Genomic DNA, 21160 nt, shown 5'->3' on the forward strand with positions numbered 1-21160 from the left:
ACTAGGAGCGCTGGATGACTGACTCACGTGACGCCCCGCGGGAAAGAACTCGCAACCGAGCCCAGGACCTCGATGGCGATCAACCCATCACGACCTTCAGGGAGCGGCCTCAACCGAACTTTGCGCTGGATCCGTTCCACAGGGTGCTTCTTTTGGTCAGCATGATCTCGGCCGTGGCCCTGCCGGTGTACTTCTTCCTGCGGTATTCGGGTGCCCAGGGAGATTTCGCCCTCCATTACGACTTCACTGGTGACGTGACCCGCGAGGGGTCTTTCCAAGAGGCCGCCATTATCCTCGTGCTGCTGAGTCTGCTGACGATCGGTTGTGGAGTGCTGACGCGATACCCACGGGTCTTCAACTTCCCCGTGACCCTCACCCGGGACAACGTGCAGCGTCAGTACAAGAACGCCGTACAGATGTTGGTGTGGGTGGTTGCCGGTATGGCGGCGGTCCTGGCCATCATGGTGGGAGGCTGGCTCGGGATCCTCAGTGCGGACCTGATGTGGCTGCCGCTCGCGGCCATGGGGATCGTCCTGATCGTGTTCATCCGGCGGATGGTCAAGCTCCGCTGAAATCGTCGGGCCGGCTCAACCCAGCCGGCCCGACGACGCCGCTCAGCGCTTTTCCTTGCTCAGCCCACGTTTATTCGCGTGTCGCCAGGACTTCGGCGATCGCGTCAAGAGCTTCCTCATTCTGCAACGAGGAGCGGTCGCCCAAGGTCTGACCTTCGTAGAGCTGGGTCAAGAGGCGACGGGTGATCTTCCCCGAACGAGTCTTGGGGAGATCCGGCACGGCGATGACCTCGCGGGGTTTGGCGATCGGGCCGATCTCCTGCGCCACGTGCGCCCGGAGTTCTTCCCGAACCTCAGCCGCGGACAGCGACTGCGCGTCCGCTGTGAGCACCACGTAGGCCAGCACGGCGTGTCCGGTGACGGGATCCTTGATGGGGGTCGCGCCGGCCTCGACCACGTGAGGGTGGGTCACCAGGGCGGACTCGATCTCGATGGTCGACAACCGGTGCCCGGACACGTTGATCACATCGTCCACGCGGCCCAGGATGTACAGGTCGCCCTCGTCATCGGTGCGAGCGCCGTCTCCGGCGAGGAACCAGCCGCGCTCGCCGTAGGCCGCCCAGTACGAGGACAGGTAGCGCTGCGGGTCGCCCCAGACCGTACGGGCCATGGACGGGCCGATCTTGTCGACCACGGCGAAACCCTGCAGATTGGGGCCCACTTCCTCGCCGGAGTCGTCGAGCACGCGGACCGAGACGCCCGGGACGGCGCGCGTGGCGCAACCGGGCTTCAGGGAGGTGTGCGGAGCGGCGTCGTCGAACGTGCCGGGCGGTGCGAACTGCGGATCGTGCGGGCGCGGGGAGGCCACGCACGTGCCGGTCTCGGACTGCCACCACGTGTCTACGAACGGGACCTCGCCGCGGCCGACCTGCGCTCGCAACCAACGCCACGCCTCGGGATTGATGGATTCGCCCACCGAACCGAGCAAGCGGATGGACGAGAGGTTGTAGACCTGCGGCAAGCCCTTGGGGAAGGCGCCCATGAGTGAGCGGATCAGCGTGGGCGCGGTGTAGTAATTGGTCACGCCGTAGCGTTCGATGACCTCGAAATGACGCCCGTAATCCGGGGTGTTCGGTGTGCCCTCGTAGATCACTTCGGACACGCCGTTGGCCAACGGGCCATAGATCTCGTAGGTGTGCGCGGTGACCCACGCGAGGTCGGCGGTGCACCAGTGAACGGTCGAATCCACCTTGGCCGGGTCGTTCACAGCGGAGAGCTCGTCCGGCCGCAGCACGCCGTTGGCATCGGGCACGTCCGGGAGCAGATCGAACATCAGGGCGTGCGTATATGCGGTCTGCACCAGGTACCCGCCCATCGTGTGCACCAGGCCCTTGGGCTTACCCGTGGTGCCGGAGGTGTAGATGATGAACAGGGGCGTCTCCGCGTCGAAGGCCTCTGGCACGTGCACGTCCGATACATCCGCGGTCAGCTCGTGCCACCACACGTCGCGGCCACGCGTCCACGGCACGGTGTCCTCTTGCTTGGAACGCAGCCCGCGGGTGCCGCGCGGCAGATCCATGCGGCCAGGTCGCGAGGTGCGGCGCACCACGATCACGTGCTCGATGTTGTTCTCGCCGCTGCACGCCTGGTCCGCGTTGGTCTTCACGGGGACGACTGCGCCGCGCCGGTTCTGCCCGTCCGTGGTCACCAGGACCTTGGCACCGGTGTCTTCCACACGGAACTTGAGAGCCTCGGCGGAGAAGCCTCCGAACACGAGGGAGTGGATCGCGCCGATACGCGCGCACGCGAGCGTGATGATGACGGTTTCGGGAATCACGGGGAGGTAGATGACCACGCGGTCGCCCTTTTCCACACCGAGTTTCAGCAGGGCATTGGCAGCCTTGGACACCTCACGCTGCAGGTCCGCGTAGGTGTAGACCAGGCGATCCCCGGGTTCACCCTCGAAGTAGAGGGCCACGTGATTGCCGCGGCCGGCTTCCACGTGGCGGTCCACGCAGTTGTAGGAAACGTTGAGCTTGCCGCCCTCGAACCAGGCGATCTCCGGTACCGAGAGGATGTCGTTGCCAGCATCGTCCGTGCCGATCTTCTGCGGCTTGTCGAAGCGGTGGGTCGTGTGCCACGGCTCGGCCCAGTCCAGACGGGTCGCCTGCTTGGCCCAGAACTCCTCGCGCGCCTCATCCGAGATCAGCGCGGGATTGGGCGTGGGCGAGTAAGGGTCTGAGAAGGAAGTAATCTCGATCAACTCCATCGTCTCCTGGCATTAGCACCTTGCACCGCACGGGTACCGGTTGCTGCGACGTCAACGAGCCAGGTCTCTCGGCCGCTCCGGATGGGAACCGTTCCATTCAACGTCTCGGGAGGGGGCGGTCGCAAATTGAGTCCGCGAGCGGTGTCTGAACATTTTCGGCAGAGGTTCGCACGTCAGAGGCGGCAATGAACATTTTTGGTAGAGGACCGCACGTCAGGGGCGGCAATGAACATTCCTGGCAGAGGTTCGCACGTCAAAGGAGGCCATGAACATTTTCGGTAGGGGATCGCACTAAATACCGGGCTCCGCGCGCGAACCTCTACCCAGAATGTCGACGGCTCGTGGGGAATGCCGGCCGCGCTCTCGATTACAGGACCAGTGCGACTACGGAACCACCGCACCTACAGAACCCGCGGGCCCTACAGAACCCGCGGGGCCTCGATCAGCGGGCAGGTGTTCATGACCACTTTCACCCCGGCGGCCTTCGCCCGTTCGGCAGCGGCCTGATCGGTCACACCCAGCTGCATCCACACCGCTCCGGCACCAATGTCGATCGCCTGATCCACCACTTCACCCACGCGGCTGGAGTTCACGAAACAGTCGACCACGTCCACGTGCCCCGGGATGTCCTCGAGCGATCGATAGCCCGTCTCGCCATGTACGTCCTCGCCCGCCAGATTGACCGGGATGATCTGCTGCCCGAACTCGTCACGGATCCGGCGGGACACCGCAAACGCGGGTCGCGTGCGGTTGGTGGACAGCCCAACAATGGCCCACCGCCCCGGGGTCGCGAGTAGCTCGCGAATCTGGTCCGGATCGTTGACGTGGCGATCACTCATATGACCATCGTCTCACTGTGAATCAGCTCGGTCATTATGTTTCACGAGCCGCCGGAGGGGCCACGGAAACGGTACAGTGGGGCGCAGAACGATCATGAGTTCCGACGCACAGCCCTGGCTTGTCGGACGGCAACCCTCTCCCGTAGCGGGGTGCCCCAGGTGAGGATCGGGCCGCATGGCACACCGCATGTGGCAAGTACGGCGCCACACAAGCGCGCTGGACCCGCAGAGTAGGCCGCCGCAGGTGGTGCACGGGGCGCGGGTCGGGTTCGACCCAAAGGGGCACACATGAGCAAAAAGCGGATTTCCGTGAACGCCTTCGACATGACGTGCGTGGACCACCAGAGTTTCGGTCTGTGGCGTCATCCGCGGTCCAAGGCCACCGAGTACAACACCATCGAGTACTGGACCAACCTGGCCAAGACGCTGGAGAAGGGCAAGTTCGACGCCCTGTTCCTGGCGGACGTGGTGGGCATCTACGACATCTACAAGAACTCTGCCGCACCCTCCGTGTCGGACGGCGCTCAGGTTCCCGTGAACGATCCGTTCATGCAGATCTCCGCCATGGCCGCCGTGACCGAGCACCTGGGCTTCGGCGTGACCAGCGCGGTGACCTACGAGCAGCCCTACACCCTGGCCCGCAAGTACGCGACGCTCGATCACCTGACCAAGGGCCGCGTGGGCTTCAACGTGGTGACCTCGTACCTGCCCTCCGCCGCGGAGAACCAGGGTCTGCCGCGCCAGATCGAGCACGATACCCGCTACGAGATTGCCGAGGAATTCCTCGACGTCTGCTACAAGCTCTGGGAGGGTTCCTGGGAAGACGGCGCCGTGGTCAAGGACCGCGAGGCCGGCGTCTACGCTGACACCCAGAAGGTCCACCCGATTCAGCACTCGGGCAAGTACTTCACCGTTCCGGGTGCCGCGCTCACCGAGCCGTCCCCGCAGCGCACCCCGCTGATCTTCCAGGCCGGTGCGTCCTCGCGGGGCCAGGCGTTCGCCGGACGTCACGCGGAGGCCGTGTTCATCGGCGGCTTGCGTCCGGATCTCACCCGCTACGTCACGGACAAGATCCGCGAGCAGGCCGAGGAGCAGGGCCGCCACCGCGACGACGTCAAGATCTACGCGATGCTCTCCGTGGTCGTGGACGAGACCGAGGAGAAGGCCCAAGAGAAGTACCGGGAGTACCTCTCCTACGTGAACCTGGAGGCATCCCAGGCGATCATCGGCGGTTGGTCCGGCGTGGACCTGAGCCAGTTCGACGAGGACGAGGCCCTGAACTACATCAAGACCGACTCCATCCAGTCCTTCCTGACCCCGTTCACCCTGCAGTCCAAGGACAAGAAGTGGACCCGCGAGGAGATCGCCAAGCACTGTGCTCTGGGCGGCATGGGTGACGTGATCGTGGGATCGCCGGAATCCGTGGCCGATCAGCTCGAGACCTGGGTCGACGAGGGTGGTCTGGACGGCATCAACCTGGCCTACCACGTGAGCCCCGGGTCCTTCGAGGACTTCGTGGAGTACGTGGTTCCCGAGCTGCAGAAGCGCGGCCGCTACCGCACCGAGTACGAAGGCTCCACCCTGCGCGAGTCCCTCTACGGCGCCGGCCAGCCCCAGGTCATGGACACCCACCCGGCAGCGCAGTACCGCGGTGCGTACGCCGACAAGCCGTCCGTGGCGGACACCGCCGCTCGCGAGCTGGTGGGCTAACAGCCTCAAGAACGACGACGCCGCTGTCGCGACCTTTCGCTCGAAAAGGTCGCGGCAGCGGTGTCGTCGGTGTTAGAGCAAAGCCGACGTGAGGCGGCAGACGTTCTCGACGTACTTCTGCCGCATGGGGCGTTTGTTCCAGAGATCGAGGTCGAGCAGCGTGGAGGAGGCCTTGAACTCCTCTACCACTTCCTCCATGCGGTCGTGGAAACCCTGGTCCACGATCATCACGGACACCTCGAGGTCCAGGGCGAAGGACCGCTCGTCCATGTTGGAGGAACCGATCACGCTGATCAGGTCGTCCACGAGCACGAACTTGGCGTGCAGCACCGTGGGGGAGCTGTAGCGGTGAATCTTGACCCCGGCTTCGGCGAGTTCGGAATAGTAGGAATTCTGGGCGTTCTGTGCCAGGAAATGGTCCGAGGACTCTCCCACGAAAATCTCCACGTCCACCCCGGACTGCGCCTCGGTGGTGAGCGCGTGCAGCAGGGATTCGTCCGGTACGAAGTACGGGCTGGAGATCACCACGCGCCGGTTGGCGTTGTAAATGAGGTGGTTGAACAGGCGCAGGTTGTTCTCGGTCTCGAACCCGGGTCCCGAGGGGACCACTTGGGCATACACGGGGCCTTCGACGTCCGTGAGGACCTCGGTGGCCTCGTCCAGGAGCAGGTCGTCGGTCTCCGAATACCAGTCGGAAACGAATACCGCGTTGAGCTCGGCAACCACGGGGCCGGAGCAGCGGATCATCAGATCCTTCCACTCCAGGCCGCGGCGGACGTTCTTCTTCTTGTTGTACGAGCGATGAATGATGTTCTGCGAACCCGTGTAGGCGATCGAACCGTCCACCACCAGGATCTTGCGGTGGTTGCGCAGGTCCGGACGCTGCCACTCACCTCGCCACGGGCGGATCGGCAGCATGCGTCGCCAGGGGATGCCGGAGGCGTTGAAGCGGCGGACCAGTTCCGCGTAGCCGGGGTAGCCCAGCGAACCCACGTGATCGATCAGGATGCGCACCCTCACACCGCGTTCGTGGGCCCGAACGAGCGAATCCAGCAAGACCTGGGACACCCGATCCGTGGCCACGATGTAGAACTCGAAGTGCACATAATCCGTGGCGCGGTCCACGTCACGGGCCATCTGCGCCATGGAGTCATGGTTGTCCGTGAGGATGTCGAAGCCGTTGCCGCCCACCATGGGCAGTGCGCCCAACTGGTAGTTCAGCTTGGCGGTCGTGGTGACCCACTCGGGCAGGTGATGGAACTCCTCGCCCAGGGCGAAGTCCTCCGGGGTGTTCTCCCGAATGATGTCGTTCATCTTGGCCTGCTTCTCCATCCGCTTTCGCGGTAGACGGGAGGAACCAACGACCAGGAACAACAACAGCCCCGCGTAGGGCAGGAGGAAGATGGCCAGCAGCCACGCCAAGGCGACGGAGGGCCTGCGGTTATGCGGGATCCAGCCGAGCGCAACGATTCGGACCAGCAGGTCGATGACACCCAGGATCACCAGGATCCACTCTGGGACAGTGTCCGGGGAGAACAGTTCGTAGGGGGTCCAGGGGAACATCAGCCGGCTAACTCAGTTGCTTCAATGCGTCTCCGGGCGGACATGCACATACGTGGATTCGGAGCCGCCGCTCGGGCGCTCCTCAAAACCGTGCGTGAGGAGCAGCCGACATGCGGGCTGATTACCCCACGGCACGGAAGCGTTCACCGCGTTGACCTGGGAATTCTGGAAGGCCAGCTCGACCAAGTAGGGGAGCACCTCGCCCGCGTACCCCTGATTCTGTCGGTTCGGCACAACGGACCCTACGACCTCGAGTTCGTTGTCGATGGGCGGGCCTACGAAACCTGCCATGCCGATAATCTGACCCGATGCCGCGTCCACCATGGCAAACATCGAGTACATGGTCTCGGTGAAGAAATAGCTGCCGGCATCCAACGCGGTCTGAGCCCAGTCCTGATCCTCGGGAGTCGGAAACCCCTGGGCGAACTGTGGCAGGTCCGTTGATTCTGCGATCGACTCAAGCTCGTCCTGGGTGAACGGACGCAGCAAGAGACGTTCGGTACGAATCGATCGTTCCGGGCTGAGCTCTTCAAGAACCTCAGTCATGGTGTCTGTCCTTATGATCAACCGAAATACTTGGGCAGGGTGGCACTGTGGGCCTCTCGCAAGGCCTCCAGATCAACGGAGAACTCACCCTGGACGTCCAGGGCTCCGGACTCCGCGTCCACCACGCCGATGCGCGCGAACGGGTAGTTGCGCACGGTGCACATGTCCTTGAAGCGCACCTCTTCCGAACGCGGAACGGCCACTACGGTCCGCCCCTGGGACTCGGAGAACAGCAGCGTGAACGTGTCCACGCCGTCCCGATCGGCAACTTCCCCCAGGCCGATCCGTGCGCCCACGCCAAAGCGCAGGGCCATCTCCGACAGGGTCGCGGCCAAGCCACCCTCGGAAACATCGTGTGCTGCGTCAATCATGCCGTCCCGCGACATATTGACGAGCATGTCCCCCAGGATACGCTCCTGCTTCAGATCAACCGCGGGCGGTTGTCCGCCCAGGTGACCCCGCACGCGGGCCCACTCGGAACCGTCCAGTTCGTCAGCGGTCTCACCGAGCAGATAAATGGCCTGACCGTCCTCACGCCACCCGGACGGGGTGCGGCGAGCGACGTCGTCGAGCACGCCCAGCAAGGCGACCACCGGGGTGGGATTAATGGCGACGCCGCCGGTCTGGTTGTAGAGCGAGACGTTACCGCCCGTGACGGGCACGCCCAGTTCTTGGCAACCGTCGGACAGGCCACGCACGGCTTCGGCGAACTGCCACATGATGTCCGGGTCCTCGGGGGAGCCGAAGTTCAGGCAGTCCGAGACGGCCGCGGGGCGAGCTCCCGCGGTGGTCACGTTGCGGTAGGCCTGGGCGAGCGCGAGCTGCGCACCGGCGTACGGGTCCAGGCGGGTGTAGCGGCCGTTGCAGTCGGTGGACAGGGCCACGCCCAGGCCGGTTTCCTGATCAACGCGGATCACGCCGGCGTCATCGGGCATGGCCATGGCGGTGTTGCCCTGTACATAGCGGTCGTACTGGCTGGTGACCCAGTCCTTGGAGCACAGGTTGGGTGAGGCCATCAGTTCCAACACGGCCTGGCGCAGCTCCGCACCGGAGGGGCGGGAGGCGTCTTCGGGAGAGCCGGTGAAGTGGTTGGCCTGCAGCTGGTCCTGGGAGTCAGGGCGAGCGTAGGGACGTTCGTAGACCGGGCCGTCGTGGGCCACGGTGCGCGGATCCACATCAACGATCACTTCGCCCTGGTAGTCGATGATCAACCGGCCGGTGTCGGTGACCTCACCGATCCACGAGTACTCCACGTCCCACTTGGCCATGACCGCTTCGAAGACCTCGACCTTCTCCGGGGTCACCACGGCCATCATGCGTTCCTGCGATTCGGACATCAGGATCTCGCCCGGCGTCAGGGTGGGGTCGCGCAACAACACCTTGGTCAGGTCCACGCGCATGCCGCCGTCACCATTGGAGGCCAGCTCGGAGGTCGCGCAGGAAATACCCGCGGCACCGAGGTCCTGGATGCCCTCCACCAGGGAGCTCTTGAACAGCTCCAGGCAGCACTCGATCAGGACCTTCTCCGCGAACGGGTCCCCCACCTGCACAGCGGGGCGCTTGGAGGGCTTGGAATCGTCGAAGGACTCGGAAGCCAGCACGGAGGCGCCACCAATGCCGTCGCCGCCCGTGCGTGCACCGAACAGCACCACCTTGTTGCCTGTACCCGAGGCGTTGGCCAGGCGGATGTCCTCGTGGCGCATGACGCCCACGGCCAGGGCATTGACCAGCGGGTTGCCCTGGTAGCAGGGATCGAACTCCACCTCACCGCCGATATTGGGCAGACCCAGCGAGTTGCCGTAGCCGCCCACACCGGCCACCACGCCGTGCACCACGCGCTGGGTGTCCGGGTGGTCGATGGCGCCAAAGCGCAGCGGATCCATCACGGCCACCGGGCGGGCACCCATGGAAATGATGTCGCGGACAATGCCACCCACGCCGGTCGCTGCACCCTGGTACGGCTCCACGAAGGACGGGTGGTTGTGGGACTCGATCTTGAAGGTCACGGCCCAACCGTCACCGATGTCCGTGACGCCGGCGTTCTCGCCGATGCCCACCATGAGGTCCTTGCGCATCTCTTCCGTGACCTTGTCGCCGAACTGGCGCAGGTGCACCTTGGTGGACTTGTACGAGCAGTGCTCGGACCACATGACCGAGTACATGGCCAATTCGGCGGCGGTTGGGCGGCGGCCCAGGATCTCCTTGACCCGATCGAACTCGGATTCGGTCAACCCCAGCTCGGCCCAGGGCAGCTCGGTGTTCGGGGTGGCGGCGGCGTGCTCAACAGTGTCCAGATTGAAGTGAGTTTCGCTCATGTCGGTTACGAGAATCCCTTGCCGTGGTGGTGGGCGCGTACGGTGCGTTCCCGGCGCTCACACGAAGAATGTCTGATGAAGTTGGGGCCAGCCGGTCAGCGGGTCAGTGAACCATGAGGTCCACAGAAGGGCCGCCCGGTTGGCGGACGCTAGCGGGTCAGGCACTCCAGAGCGGACACGAAGATGTCCAGGCCGTCGGTGCCGTGGCGCATGTCCACATCACCGGAACCGGAGAAGTCCGCACCGAAGCCGGGTTCCACGGCGTGCTCCGGGTGGGGCATGAGACCCACCACGTTGCCGCGTGCGTTGGTGATTCCCGCAATGTCGTTGCGTGAGCCGTTGGGGTTGCCGCCCACGTAGCGGAAAGCAACGCGGTTCTCGGCCTCGAGCTCGTCCAGGGTGCGTTGATCGGCCACGTACTGGCCGTCCTGGTTCTTGAGCGGTACCACGATGGTCTGGCCCTGCTCGTAACGGCCGGTCCAGGCAGTATCCGCGTTCTCGATGCGCAGCGCCTGATCACGGCAGAGGAACTTCAACTGCTCGTTCTTGATCATGGAACCGGGCAGCAGGTGCGATTCGGTGAGTACCTGGAAACCGTTGCAAATGCCGAGGACGGGCAGAGCGGCGTCGGAATTGGCGGCGTCGATGATCTTGTCCATGAGCGGCGCGAAGCGCGCGATGGCGCCGGCGCGCAAGTAGTCCCCGTAGGAGAAGCCACCCGGCAGGATCACGGCGTCCACGTTCTGCAGGTCTTCGTCCGCGTACCAGAGCGGAACCGCGGTGCCGCCGGCGATCTGCACGGCGCGCATGGCGTCGCGGTCGTCCAGGGTGCCCGGGAAGGTGACCACGCCCACGCGGATGTCCTTCAACGCGGCGTTCGGCGCCGGCTGGGACAGATCCGCGATCAGGGGGGTCTGGTCGGCGGTCAGATTCTGGGCCACGATCAGTTCTCCTGGTCCAGCACCGACACGTTCACGACGTCCTCGATGACCGGGTTGGACAGCAGCTTCTCGGCGGCCTCGCGGGCATGGGCGAGTACCTCGTCCGTTGCCTCACCGTCCACGGTGAGTTCGAAGCGGCGGCCCTGGCGGACCTCGCTGAATCCGTCCAGCCCAATGCGGGGCAGTTCGTTGGCGATCGCCTTGCCCTGCGGGTCAAGGATTTCCGGCTTGGGCATAACATCAACCACGATACGGGCCATTTCAACTCCTGAGATTCGAGCTAATCCTTGCCCATCCTATCGGTCTGCAAGCTCGACCATGGCAGCGTGTGAAGTGACGGGTCCCCGGACCGGTGACTGTTGGGTGCGGGGCCGTGTGACTCCGTCTCGTTCCGGGCTGATGGAGGCGCCGAAGTGGCCCGGCGGTCGGGGCTCTCCTACGATGGTCAGCACACTGATGTATGTGATGAGCGCGATGTGAGGAGCAGTCGGATGAATGCAACGCGGTGCAACGCGGTGTCGGTTAACGAGCTGTCACCCCGGTGCAATGGGTACGTGGATCTGCGCTCCTATGCGGTGGTCGGTGATGGTCGCACGGTTGCTCTGATCTCCCATGACGGATCCGTGGACTGGTACCCGATTCCTGATTTGGATTCGGCCCCCACTTTCGCGCGATTGCTGGATGCAGAGCACGGCGGATGTATCGAACTATGTCCGGACGAACGGTTCGAGGTCGAACGTGAGTATCTCTCGGGCACCAATATTCTGCAGACCACGTACACCACTCCCTCGGGGAGGGTGCAGGTCACCGACTCGTTGAACGTTGGTTCGACCGGGCGACTGCCCTGGAACGAACTCGCGCGGGCGGTGCAAGGCCTGGAGGGAACTGTTCCCATGCGATGGCGTGTGGCCCCGGGAACCATGCTCAACACGGTCTCTCCCTGGGTTGATGTCACAGCGGGCAAGCCCGTGCTGCGCACCAATCAGGTCTCGGTGGGGGTGTGCGGTGAACACGTGGGTGAGAGCACGATCGAGGAACAGCAGATGTCGGGATCCTTCCGAACCACCCCTGGTTCGCAGCACTTGCTCGCGGTGGTGGCCACGCACGGCGAACCCCTACGGCTACCGGCTCCACGTGAGATCCGCAAGAACCTTGACATGACTCGGGACACGTGGCGGCGGTGGGGGGATCTGCTCGACTACGACGGACCCTACGGTGAGGAAGTCCAACGCAGTGCCCTGGTGCTCAAATTATTGAGCCACAGTCCTTCAGGGTCCGTGGCAGCGGCCGCGACCACATCCCTGCCCGAGAACATGGCGGGCACCAAGAATTACGACTACCGCTTTGCCTGGATTCGTGACGCCACCTATTCCTTGCAATCTTTGTTGCAGCTCGGGGAGCAGGAGGACGTGCACGCCCAAGTGTCCTGGCTGCTTCGGCTGGTACGGGCCCAGGTGCCCCACCTACACGTGCTCAACCGTCTGGACGGCGAAGTCCCCGAAGCGCGCATGGAAGAGTACGACGTTCCAGGTTGGCGCGGTATCGGCCCGGTCGTGGCGGGCAATGAAGCGGCCGACCAACTACAACTGGGTGTCTACGGGGACGTGTTCGACGTGGCGCACCGCTACGTGGCAGGCGGTAACGTGCTGGACACGGCCACTGCCCGTATGTTGGCCGATCTCGCGGACGCGATCTGCGACGTGTGGCGGCGCCCCGATTCGGGGATGTGGGAACTGCCCGAACACCGCCATTACACAAGCTCCAAAATGGGGTGCTGGCACGGGTTGGATTGTGCCGTGCGGCTGGCGGAGGACGGTCACATCTCCGGCTGTGTGGATCGCTGGCGGGCCGAACAACAGCGCATCAGGACGTGGATCGACACCAAATGTTGGAATCCGGAACGGGGAGCATACGTCTGGTACCCGGGGACCGAAGAGCTCGATGCGTCAGTACTGTTGCACGCGATGACCGGCTTCGACCGCGGCCCGAAGATGGAATCGACCATTGCCGCACTCCGGCAAGAACTTGGTCGAGGGCCGTTGATGTACCGCTACAGCGGGATGGAGGCCGAGGAAGGCGCATTTGTCGCGTGTTCGTTCTGGACTGTCGCCGCGCTGACCGCCGTCGGTCAGCGCGAGCAGGCCGTGGAACTTATGGACCGCATGGTGGAGTTGTCCAACGATCTTGGTCTGTTCACGGAGATGATCGATCCCGAAGACTATTCGTTCCTGGGCAATTTTCCGCAGGCTTTGAGTCACCTGGCGGTGCTCAACGCGGCCCTTGCACTGCGTGACCAAGATGCAGAGTCCTGACCATCTCCCCGGGCCGTAGTTCTTGGCTGAACGGCAACCCCTGGCCAGACGGCGACCCCTGGTCGAGCCGCAATTATTGGTCGGGGCGGTGACGGCAGGCGATCCTCGATTCAGCTGAAACGGGCCATGACCCAGCCGTCGGTCACGGTGACCTCGGCCCGGGCCAGGTCCTTGGCCGGATCGTCAGCAATGCACCGCCCTGAGGCCAGGCTCAGTCGAGACCCCAGAAAACGGCCGTCCGGGGCGAACAGCCAATAGTGGTTGGGGCACTCAAAGCGTGTTGCACGGCCCGAGGACTCTCGACACACGGTGGCCCGTTGGTGAGGACACGTGTTGGACAGGACATGAAGGGCACCTGCGGCGTCACGGGTCACTAGAACAGGCCCTGTGCTGCAGCGAGCTGTCACGAAATCAAAGGATTGCGGTAGCGCCGACACCTCAACAATTCGTTCCCACGGCCCGGGTGACGTCGACTCGATCACTGTGAAACTCCCGGAGCGGCCGCGGGGCAGTCAGTAGGACGGGGTGGGGACTGGCTCTCGGCGGATTGAGAGGAGCAGGTTTCCGGGAGCAGGAGTTCGGTGACTACGAGTAACCGACGGCGCAGGTTGGCGGACCGCGCGGCAAAGTCCCGCTGGCGGCGTACGTACTCCGCCTTGCCTGCGGGAGTCTCGATGCGCACAGGCTCGTAACCCCACTCGCTCAGCTCGTACGGGGATGCCTCCATGTCCGTGCGGCGCACATCCCAGGCCAGCTCGAAGCAATCGGCCAACAGATCGGAATCCACGGCGGGCAGCAACTTGTACGCCCACTTGTAGAGGTCCATGTTGGCGTGCAGGCACCCGGGCTGCTCCATGCGGCGTTGCGTTTCCCGGGTTGGCTGCAGCTCGTTGCGGTCCACGGCCTGCGGCTGGAAGAACCGGAAGGCGTCGAAATGGGAGCAGCGGATCTTGTGCGATTCCACCACGGCGTTCGTGCCTTCCGCGCCCAGCCTCAGTCCCACGTACTCGTGACGCACACCGTTCTCCTGCGCCTTGTACGCCATGGCCCACTCGTGCAGACCGAAACAGTCGAACGTGCCGGTCTTGGCCACGGTGTTGGACAGCAACTCTCGGGTGAAGCGAATGGCGGTCTCGCGCTTGGTCACAAAGCTTTCGAGATCCACGACGACGCCGCTCGCACCCTCGGGTGCGCTCGCCTCCTGAAGTTCGGCCTTCGTGGCGGGGCGGTAGAACTTCCAATCCGCTCTGTCCTGGGCATCCAACAGGATGGTTCCGACTCCGGGGTGCCACCGCGTGAATTGGGCGGGGGAGAGGGTGTAGTACGTGAACAAGAAATCTTCCACGGGGTGCGCACGCCCCTCGTGCCGCCGGTTCAGAAACGGCCTGGTGAAACCGGAAACGCGCTGTTCGTGTACTTGGGACGTCTCCAGCCATTCCTCACGGAACAGCGCTTTAAGCACGCGATGCTACTTCTGCCTGCGTGATCATGTACCGCATGGCTGTGTTGAGCTCGTGGACCTGTTCGGGCGTGATGCCCATGCGTTCCATCATGACTAGGGGTACTTCGGCAGCCTGGTCCTTGAGCGCCCGGCCTTCATCCGTGAGGGTCACGGCCAGCGCGCGCTCATTGTGGGGGTCGCGGCCGCGGCAGATCAATCCGCGAGCTTCCAATCGCTTCAGCAGCGGCGAGAGAGTGGCCGAATCCTGCATGAGTTCGGAACTCAGATCCTTCACGGTGCGGGGGCTGGAGCCCCACAAAGACAACATCACCAGGTACTGCGGATGGGTCAGTCCCAGGGGTTCGAGGATGGGACGGTAACTCTGGACCACCATTCGAGATGCTACGGACAAGGAGAAACACAACTGGTTCCCCAGGGCCATCGGATCGTGCGGAGTGTTCTCGGAAAGGTTCTCACCAGGTTGGATGTCCATGTGTGCCTCTCCAGCGTTTACTTCTCTAGTCGATAGTTTGTGCACTAAAAGTGTAGGTCACGGGCCACTTGGATGGCAGCCCGTGACCTCAGTAAGTCTGAAGGTCTGAGAATCTCAGCGACCGGTTCCCCCGTACACGGTGGCCTCGTTATCCGCGTCCAAACCGAAAGCGGTGTGGATGGCGCGCACTGCGGTGTCCAACTTGCTGACATCGGTGATCACGGAGATCCGCACCTCAGAGGTCGAAATCATGTCCACGTTGATATCCGCGTTGGCCAGGGCCTCGAAGAACTTGAACGACACTCCGGTGTTCGTTTTCATTCCCGCGCCTACCAGGGAGATCTTACCCACCTGATCGTCATAATCGAGACTCGTGTAACCGATCTTTTCCTCTGCAGCGCGCAGAAGGTTCATGGCCAGGTCACCCTGGGACTCGTCCAGGGTGAAGGACAGGTCGGTCATGGGGCGATCCCCGGTGGAGACGTTCTGCACGATCATGTCCACATTGACCTTGGAATCCGCGAGCAAGCGGAAGATACGGGACGCGATTCCAGGGCGGTCCGGGACACCCACCACGGTGATCTTGGCCTGGGTGCGGTCGTGTGCGATTCCGGAAATCAGCGGCTGTTCCAAGGGAATCTCCTTCTGCGGCGTGAAGTTTTCGTGGGGCGTGGGCATGACCCAGGTGCCTTCGTTATGGCTGAACGACGAGCGGACGTGCAAGGGCACGTTGAAGCGGCGCGCGTACTCCACGCAGCGCAGGTGCAGGATCTTGGCTCCGTTGGCGGCCAATTCCAGCATTTCCTCGGAAGACACCCGGTCGAGCTTCTGCGCCGAAGGAACGATGCGCGGATCGGCCGTGTACACGCCGTCCACGTCCGAATAGATTTCGCACACGTCCGCGTTGAGCGCGGCAGCCAGTGCGACGGCGGTGGTGTCGGAACCGCCACGACCGAGCGTGGTGATGTCTTTGGTCGAACGGTGCACGCCCTGGAAACCAGCGATGATCGCAATGTTTCCGGCGTCCAGTGCCTCGCGCACTCGGAAGGGGTTGACCTCCACGAGCTTGGCCGCACCGTGGTCACCGTCGGTGATCATGCCGGCCTGTGAGCCGGTGAAGGACTGGGCCGGTACGCCGACCTCGGAGATAGCCATGGCCAGCAGCGCCATGGAAATGCGTTCGCCTGCGGTCAGGAGCATATCCAGCTCGCGGGCCGGTGGCTTGCGAGCGACCTCGATGGCCAGATCCAGCAGGTCATCGGTGGTGTCGCCCATGGCGGAGACGACCACCACGACATCGTTGCCGGCGTTGCGGGTCTCGGCGACCCGGCGGGCAACTCGGCGGATTCCGTCGGCATCAGAAACCGAGGAACCACCGAACTTTTGGACAATGAGGCTCATACATTCCTCTCGGACTGCGCAAGAATCACGCGATCAAGTGGTTTGGCGTCCATGCTAACCGTTTGCGCAACCATGATCGTTTCGGAGTCCAATGAGGCGAAGCTGGGAAGTCAGTTCGCCTCCGCGATGACCGTGCGGCCCTCGAAGGCTCGCCCGAGAGTGACTTCGTCCGCATATTCCAGGTCGCCGCCCACTGGAAGACCCGAGGCCAAACGGGTGACCCGGATACCCAGGGTCTTGAGCATGCGGGACAAGTATGTGGCGGTGGCTTCACCTTCCAGGTTGGGGTCCGTAGCCAGCACGATCTCCTGGATTGTTTCGTCCGACAACCGCGTCATGAGTTCACGGATGCGCAACTGATCGGGGCCCACACCCTGGAGGGGTGAGATAGCCCCACCGAGCACGTGGTAGAGCCCGCGGTAACTGCGGGTGCGTTCGATGGCCATGACGTCTTTGGATTCCTCGACCACACAGATGACGGTGCGGTCGCGGCGAGCGTCACGGCAGATGGCGCATTCTTCTTGTTCGGTCACGTTGCCGCACACCTGACAAAAGGACACGGACGTTTTGACCGTGGTGATGGCATCCACGAGTTGCTGGACCTCGTCCTTGTCAGCGTCGAGCAGGTGGAATGCGATGCGCTGTGCGGATTTGGGTCCTACTCCCGGGAGCCTTCCCAGCTCATCGATGAGGTCTTGGACCGCGCCTTCGTACACAGTTCTCCTTGGGGGATTCGGTTAGTTCGCTTGATGGGGGCGCTCTTCGATGAGCAGGCCCCCCAGAATTCGTTCAATCGCCGCGCGGCCATACAACGACGAGTCCTCGATGGACTCATCATCCGCACTCGGCGAGAAGTTCTCGTCGTCGTTGGTGTCCGAGGAGTCTTCGGTCTGGGGCGCTGAGGGGCGTTGCCGTGCCGCGGCAATTTCCGCCGCGTGGCGTTCCCTGAAGCTCGGCCGTTGATTGCGAGGGCTGCTGACCTGGGCAGGTGCTTGTTCGCGAGATCCGCTCGGGCGACGATCCGAAGTCTCATAGAGGTCAGCGGGCGGCTCGTCTTCCGGAGGAGGCGGGGGTTCATTGGGCGTCCAGTACTCGTTGTTGGGCTCGGATGGGTGCTCGGGAGCCTGAGCGAACTGCCGCCCGCCGGACGCTGACGGCCGATTCTGAACCGATGCCGATGCCGATGCCGATGTCTGAGCGGACTCCTGCCCGTCGGGGTCTGAGTCGGATTCCTGGGTTGTCTGCCGAATCCCGGAACCGGATGGCGAAGCGTCGCTCGTGTTCTCGGTGTTGGGAGCACGCCCCTGTTCCTGCCCAAGGCTGTCGACCGGTTGGGATTCGGCGGCCATGTCCTCACGGGTGTCCCCGGAAGTGTCCACGGACGACGTTTCAGGATTGGTGAGGTCAGCGTTGTCAGAGCCAACATCTTCGCCCGTGCCAATGGTGAGGTCCGCAGGGGAGATGGGCGTCGGATCCGACGACTCGACTGAGGAATCTTCCACGACCGGAGCCGCGTTAGCTTCCCCCGTCTGAGCCTCATCAGCTTGATCCGAGGAGTCAGCATCTGATGTTGACTCGGCGGGCCTACCCTGCGGGATTTTCGCCACGGACCATGATGTCACGGGCTCTTCCGGAGAGGGCTCAGGTTCGGGCTGCGGGGTACTTTCACGGTCTTGCGGGGTGCGGCGGGAGGCTTGCTCTTGCTCTCCCTGATCGCGTCCCAGGTCATTGGACTGTTCGGTGGGCTGCTCCCCAGCCGTCTGCTGGGGCTCGGCCGCGGGCCGCCGGCGCTGCGCACCGAAACCTTCCTGCTCACGGAAGTATGCGGGCGGCTCGGTGGTGGACTGCTGCTCCCCAGGTTCCTGGTGGTCTTGGGGTCCCTGGTGAGTGCGGCGATCTTGACCGCCACGCCCCTGGCCGCCACCCGCCTGGTCCGGCCTTCCCTGCCCGTTGCTGGGTTGTCTGCCCCCACGGCCAGGGCCACCCGGTCCATTACCACCGGGATTCCCACCGCGCGTGGGGCCACCGGAACCGCCACCGCTTTGGCCTCCGCCGTGGGTATCGCCGGGACGCACTGCTTCGATGCGGCAGTCGATTCCGAGCACGGAGTGGATGGCCGCGCGCACGTCGTTCTCGAAGCGCGGGAAGTTCAGCAGATCGCCCTCGGCATCGAAAGCGATGCGCAGGGTCTGACCGTCGAATGTCACGGGGGTGCCACGCATCGTGACCGTCCAGGCGACGCGACGGATCTCTGCCAGCGCGGACACGATTTCCGGCCAGGATGCGCGCAGCAACTCGATTTCCCCACCCTGGTCCGCGGAGGCATGAGTCTCCGCGCTCTGAGCTGGGGCAGTGTGGCCCTGAGCTCCGCCAGTTCCGCTGGGCGCCCCCGATGGGGCGGCACCACGGCTCTGGCCGGGTTCCTCCGAATCAGGGCGTGCCGGCGTGGTGTCTCGGTGTTCCGGTCCGTGATCGACCGGACCGTTGTCGTGGGCGGCATCTGGTTCGCCTGGGCCGGTCCGGCCGTCTGCAGGAGGCGTGTCGCTACCGGTCTCACGTTCGCGCTCTGGAACCGGCTCTGCGGCTGCCGGGTGTGAAGTTCCTTCCGGTTCCTCGGTGCCGTCCTGAGGATCCGTGGGCTCTTCGACAGTCGGGGCGTTCATGCCCGCCGACGGCGGAGCTTCAGTCGGTGGGGCTGCTGGCTGGGGCGCACGCTCAGGTGCGGTTTGGTGCTGTGGCGCGGGAGCGGCGTCGTCGGTGGGGACGTGCTGATCGGTCTCAGGGGCGCCCTGGCGAATACCGGCGCCGCGAGGAATGCTCAGGCGGCGCTCGAGGCGGTCCACGCGGGCTGTGATGCCGCGCGTGGTGTGGTCCGCGGAGGGCAGGAGAATGCGCGCACACAACAACTCGAGGTGAAGCTGAGGCGAAGTAGCCCCGGTCATCTCGTTGAGCGCGGTGTTAGTGATGTCCGCGGCGCGGGAGAGCTCTGCGGCCCCGAGCTGATTGGCCTGATTGCGCAAGCGATTGATCTGATCGGTGGGCATGCCGTGCAGGATGTTGGCGGCGGAATCCGGAACCGCGTTGACCACGACCAGGTCGCGGAAGCGTTCCAGGAGGTCCTCGACAAATCGACGCGGGTCCTGGCCGGTCTGAACCACGCGATCGATTGCGCTGAACACCGTGGCGGCGTCGCCGGCGGCGAAGGCATCCACGACGTCGTCGAGGAGGGCCGCGTGCGTGTAGCCGAGCAAGGCCACCGCGAGGTCGTAGGTCATGCCACGGTCATCGGAACCGGCCATGAGCTGGTCCAACACGGACAGCGAATCGCGAACGGAACCGCCGCCGGCGCGAACCACGAGGGACAGGACACCGGGCTCCGTGGCCACATGTTCCTGCTCGCTCAGCAGCTCCAGGTACTGCATGAGCGGCTCGGGAGGAACCAGCCGGAACGGGTAGTGGTGGGTACGCGAGCGAATGGTGGTGAGCACCTTGGACGGCTCGGTGGTCGCGAAGATGAACTTCACGTGCTCCGGAGGCTCTTCCACGATTTTCAGGAGTGCATTGAATCCCTCGCGCGTGACCATGTGCGCCTCATCGATGATGAAGATCTTGTAGCGATCCCGCACCGGAGCGAAAGTGGCGCGTTCGCGCAGGTCACGGGCATGATCCACGCCGCCGTGTGAGGCCGCGTCCATCTCGATGACGTCCAACGAGCCAGCGCCGTCGCGGGAGAGATCCCGGCAAGAATCGCAGTGCCCGCACGGCGTGGCCGTGGGGCCCTCGGCACAGTTGAGGCAGCGCGCGAGAATACGGGCCGACGTGGTCTTGCCGCAACCGCGGGGACCGGAGAACAAATAGGCGTGATTGACCCTGTTCTTGCGCAGGGCAGTCATGAGGGGCTCGGTCACATGTTCCTGACCGATGACATCCTCGAAGGTCTCCGGGCGATAGCGGCGGTACAGGGCGGTAGTCACGTATGAAACCTTAGCCGCGGTCACCGACAGGCACAGCGCGACCGCACGGTTGGGGAGTTAGAGACGAAAAGACCCCTCGCGCACCCGCCAGAGCCCATTTACCCTTGCTACCTTCCGGTCCTGGGGGAGTTCAACAGGATGACGCCACACGAGGGGCTGCCCATTACTTTAGCTCAACTGATGGCAGAGTTCTAAACCGACCGGGCGTCCATATCGGATCGCATGCTGTCGGTCGACGACGACGCCGCTCGGTCCGGATTTTGCCCTAGCTTCACCCTCGATTCGCATCAGGGCTTCGAGTTCCGCTATGCTGAGTGCCGCACGTTGCCCACGCGTTGGGGAATGTGCACGCCTGGAGGATTCGCCTAGCGGCCTATGGCGCACGCCTGGAACGCGTGTTGGGTTAACGCCCTCGGGGGTTCAAATCCCCCATCCTCCGCGTTGTGAGGTAGCCCCTGGCTAGTGGAAACACCGGTCAGGGGCTACTTTCATGTTCGGGGTGCCGGATCCGCCCAGCACCACGTTGCTGACCTATGACCCACGTCCCAATCCTGGACATGTGAGGCACTGTTCTGTAGCCGACGACATTTCAGGTCGAGATGCGTATCGAAAAGGCACTCTGAAGTGCGTTCTCGCGCCACAGATGTCAGGGCCTTCTAAGACCGCGGCTTTGTGGTGGTATTCGACCCGAGTTTCGGCCGTCCAGGACTGGTGGACTGCACACTCATCGACGGTGCGACCAAGATTCCCCGCACCCCGCATGCTGATCGACGATAGAGCCAAGAATCATTCGGTTCCAGGCGTTACCGTCGATCAGGATGCACTGGCTCAGGTGTGAGGGCAC

At 63.9% G+C, this 21160-nt stretch carries 16 protein-coding genes, 1 tRNA gene, 1 other RNA gene and 2 riboswitches; of the genes, 4 read left to right on the top strand and 14 right to left on the bottom strand.

Annotated elements, in window-relative coordinates; translation table 11 throughout:
- The first annotated feature begins 14 nt into the window (after window positions 1–14).
- Window positions 15–572, top strand: a complete 558-nt coding sequence (locus CKW39_RS00325; protein WP_016996184.1) for a hypothetical protein — start codon at window positions 15–17, stop codon at window positions 570–572.
- A gap of 70 nt (window positions 573–642) precedes the next feature.
- On the opposite strand, the gene CKW39_RS00330 is transcribed toward CKW39_RS00325, so the two are convergent.
- Window positions 643–2781 (bottom strand): AMP-binding protein, encoded by a 2139-nt coding sequence (locus tag CKW39_RS00330; RefSeq protein ID WP_095796224.1) that lies wholly within the window; start codon window positions 2779–2781, stop codon window positions 643–645.
- Window positions 2775–2869: riboswitch (SAM riboswitch) on the bottom strand. Its footprint overlaps the gene before it by 7 nt.
- A 331-nt stretch (window positions 2870–3200) precedes the next feature.
- Complete coding sequence (locus tag CKW39_RS00335) at window positions 3201–3620, bottom strand: CoA-binding protein (protein ID WP_095796225.1); 420 nt, start codon at window positions 3618–3620, stop codon at window positions 3201–3203.
- A gap of 90 nt (window positions 3621–3710) precedes the next feature.
- Window positions 3711–3825: riboswitch (SAM riboswitch) on the top strand.
- Window positions 3826–3908: 83 nt separating this feature from the next.
- On the opposite strand from CKW39_RS00335, the gene CKW39_RS00340 reads away from it, so the two are divergent.
- Window positions 3909–5330 carry an LLM class flavin-dependent oxidoreductase gene (locus CKW39_RS00340; protein WP_095796226.1) on the top strand — a complete coding sequence of 474 codons (1422 nt, stop codon included), beginning with the start codon at window positions 3909–3911 and terminating at the stop codon, window positions 5328–5330.
- A gap of 72 nt (window positions 5331–5402) precedes the next feature.
- Here the strand turns inward: CKW39_RS00340 and cls are convergent, their stop codons facing one another.
- The 5 genes from cls to purS form a co-directional block, all read right to left on the bottom strand.
- Window positions 5403–6893 carry a cardiolipin synthase gene (gene cls, locus CKW39_RS00345; protein WP_095796227.1) on the bottom strand — a complete coding sequence of 497 codons (1491 nt, stop codon included), beginning with the start codon at window positions 6891–6893 and terminating at the stop codon, window positions 5403–5405.
- A 21-nt stretch (window positions 6894–6914) separates the two neighbouring features.
- The gene (locus CKW39_RS00350; RefSeq protein WP_095796228.1) at window positions 6915–7439 is read right to left on the bottom strand and encodes a GNAT family N-acetyltransferase; all 525 of its coding nucleotides are present in this window, start codon (window positions 7437–7439) and stop codon (window positions 6915–6917) included.
- Between the two features lie 17 nt (window positions 7440–7456).
- Window positions 7457–9754 (bottom strand): phosphoribosylformylglycinamidine synthase subunit PurL, encoded by a 2298-nt coding sequence (purL, locus tag CKW39_RS00355; RefSeq protein WP_095796229.1) that lies wholly within the window; start codon window positions 9752–9754, stop codon window positions 7457–7459.
- A 149-nt stretch (window positions 9755–9903) separates the two neighbouring features.
- The gene (gene purQ, locus CKW39_RS00360) at window positions 9904–10695 is read right to left on the bottom strand and encodes a phosphoribosylformylglycinamidine synthase subunit PurQ (RefSeq protein WP_095796230.1); all 792 of its coding nucleotides are present in this window, start codon (window positions 10693–10695) and stop codon (window positions 9904–9906) included.
- A gap of 2 nt (window positions 10696–10697) precedes the next feature.
- Window positions 10698–10955, bottom strand: a complete 258-nt coding sequence (gene purS, locus CKW39_RS00365; RefSeq protein ID WP_095796231.1) for a phosphoribosylformylglycinamidine synthase subunit PurS — start codon at window positions 10953–10955, stop codon at window positions 10698–10700.
- A gap of 231 nt (window positions 10956–11186) precedes the next feature.
- On the opposite strand from purS, the gene CKW39_RS00370 reads away from it, so the two are divergent.
- Window positions 11187–13007 (top strand): glycoside hydrolase family 15 protein, encoded by a 1821-nt coding sequence (locus CKW39_RS00370; protein WP_095796232.1) that lies wholly within the window; start codon window positions 11187–11189, stop codon window positions 13005–13007.
- Between the two features lie 110 nt (window positions 13008–13117).
- Here CKW39_RS00370 and CKW39_RS00375 read toward each other — a convergent pair whose 3' ends face one another.
- The 7 genes from CKW39_RS00375 to ffs form a co-directional block, all read right to left on the bottom strand.
- Entirely contained in the window at window positions 13118–13489 is a 372-nt protein-coding gene (locus CKW39_RS00375) for a Rieske 2Fe-2S domain-containing protein (RefSeq protein WP_095796233.1), read from the bottom strand.
- Entirely contained in the window at window positions 13486–14469 is a 984-nt protein-coding gene (locus CKW39_RS00380) for a 3-methyladenine DNA glycosylase (protein WP_254049198.1), read from the bottom strand. The genes CKW39_RS00375 and CKW39_RS00380 overlap by 4 nt, the downstream gene beginning before the upstream one ends.
- Entirely contained in the window at window positions 14462–14941 is a 480-nt protein-coding gene (locus tag CKW39_RS00385; protein ID WP_095796234.1) for a MarR family winged helix-turn-helix transcriptional regulator, read from the bottom strand. Before CKW39_RS00385 ends, CKW39_RS00380 begins: the two co-directional genes overlap by 8 nt.
- Before the next feature lie 114 nt (window positions 14942–15055).
- Window positions 15056–16342 (bottom strand): aspartate kinase, encoded by a 1287-nt coding sequence (locus CKW39_RS00390; RefSeq protein ID WP_095796235.1) that lies wholly within the window; start codon window positions 16340–16342, stop codon window positions 15056–15058.
- Window positions 16343–16452: 110 nt separating this feature from the next.
- Window positions 16453–17058: a recombination mediator RecR gene (recR, locus tag CKW39_RS00395; protein WP_095796236.1), complete on the bottom strand. Its 606-nt coding sequence runs from the start codon at window positions 17056–17058 to the stop codon at window positions 16453–16455.
- A gap of 21 nt (window positions 17059–17079) precedes the next feature.
- Window positions 17080–20316 carry a DNA polymerase III subunit gamma and tau gene (locus CKW39_RS00400; RefSeq protein ID WP_095796237.1) on the bottom strand — a complete coding sequence of 1079 codons (3237 nt, stop codon included), beginning with the start codon at window positions 20314–20316 and terminating at the stop codon, window positions 17080–17082.
- 64 nt (window positions 20317–20380) lie between these two features.
- Window positions 20381–20477, bottom strand: an RNA gene (gene ffs / locus CKW39_RS00405) — signal recognition particle sRNA small type.
- 193 nt (window positions 20478–20670) lie between these two features.
- Between ffs and CKW39_RS00410 the strand changes: the two genes are divergently transcribed.
- Window positions 20671–20755: transfer RNA gene (locus tag CKW39_RS00410), tRNA-Ser, on the top strand.
- Window positions 20756–21160: the final 405 nt, after the last annotated feature.

This window comes from Kocuria sp. WRN011, from assembly GCF_002295155.1.
In the GTDB taxonomy this organism is placed as follows: Bacteria; Actinomycetota; Actinomycetes; order Actinomycetales; family Micrococcaceae; genus Kocuria; species Kocuria carniphila.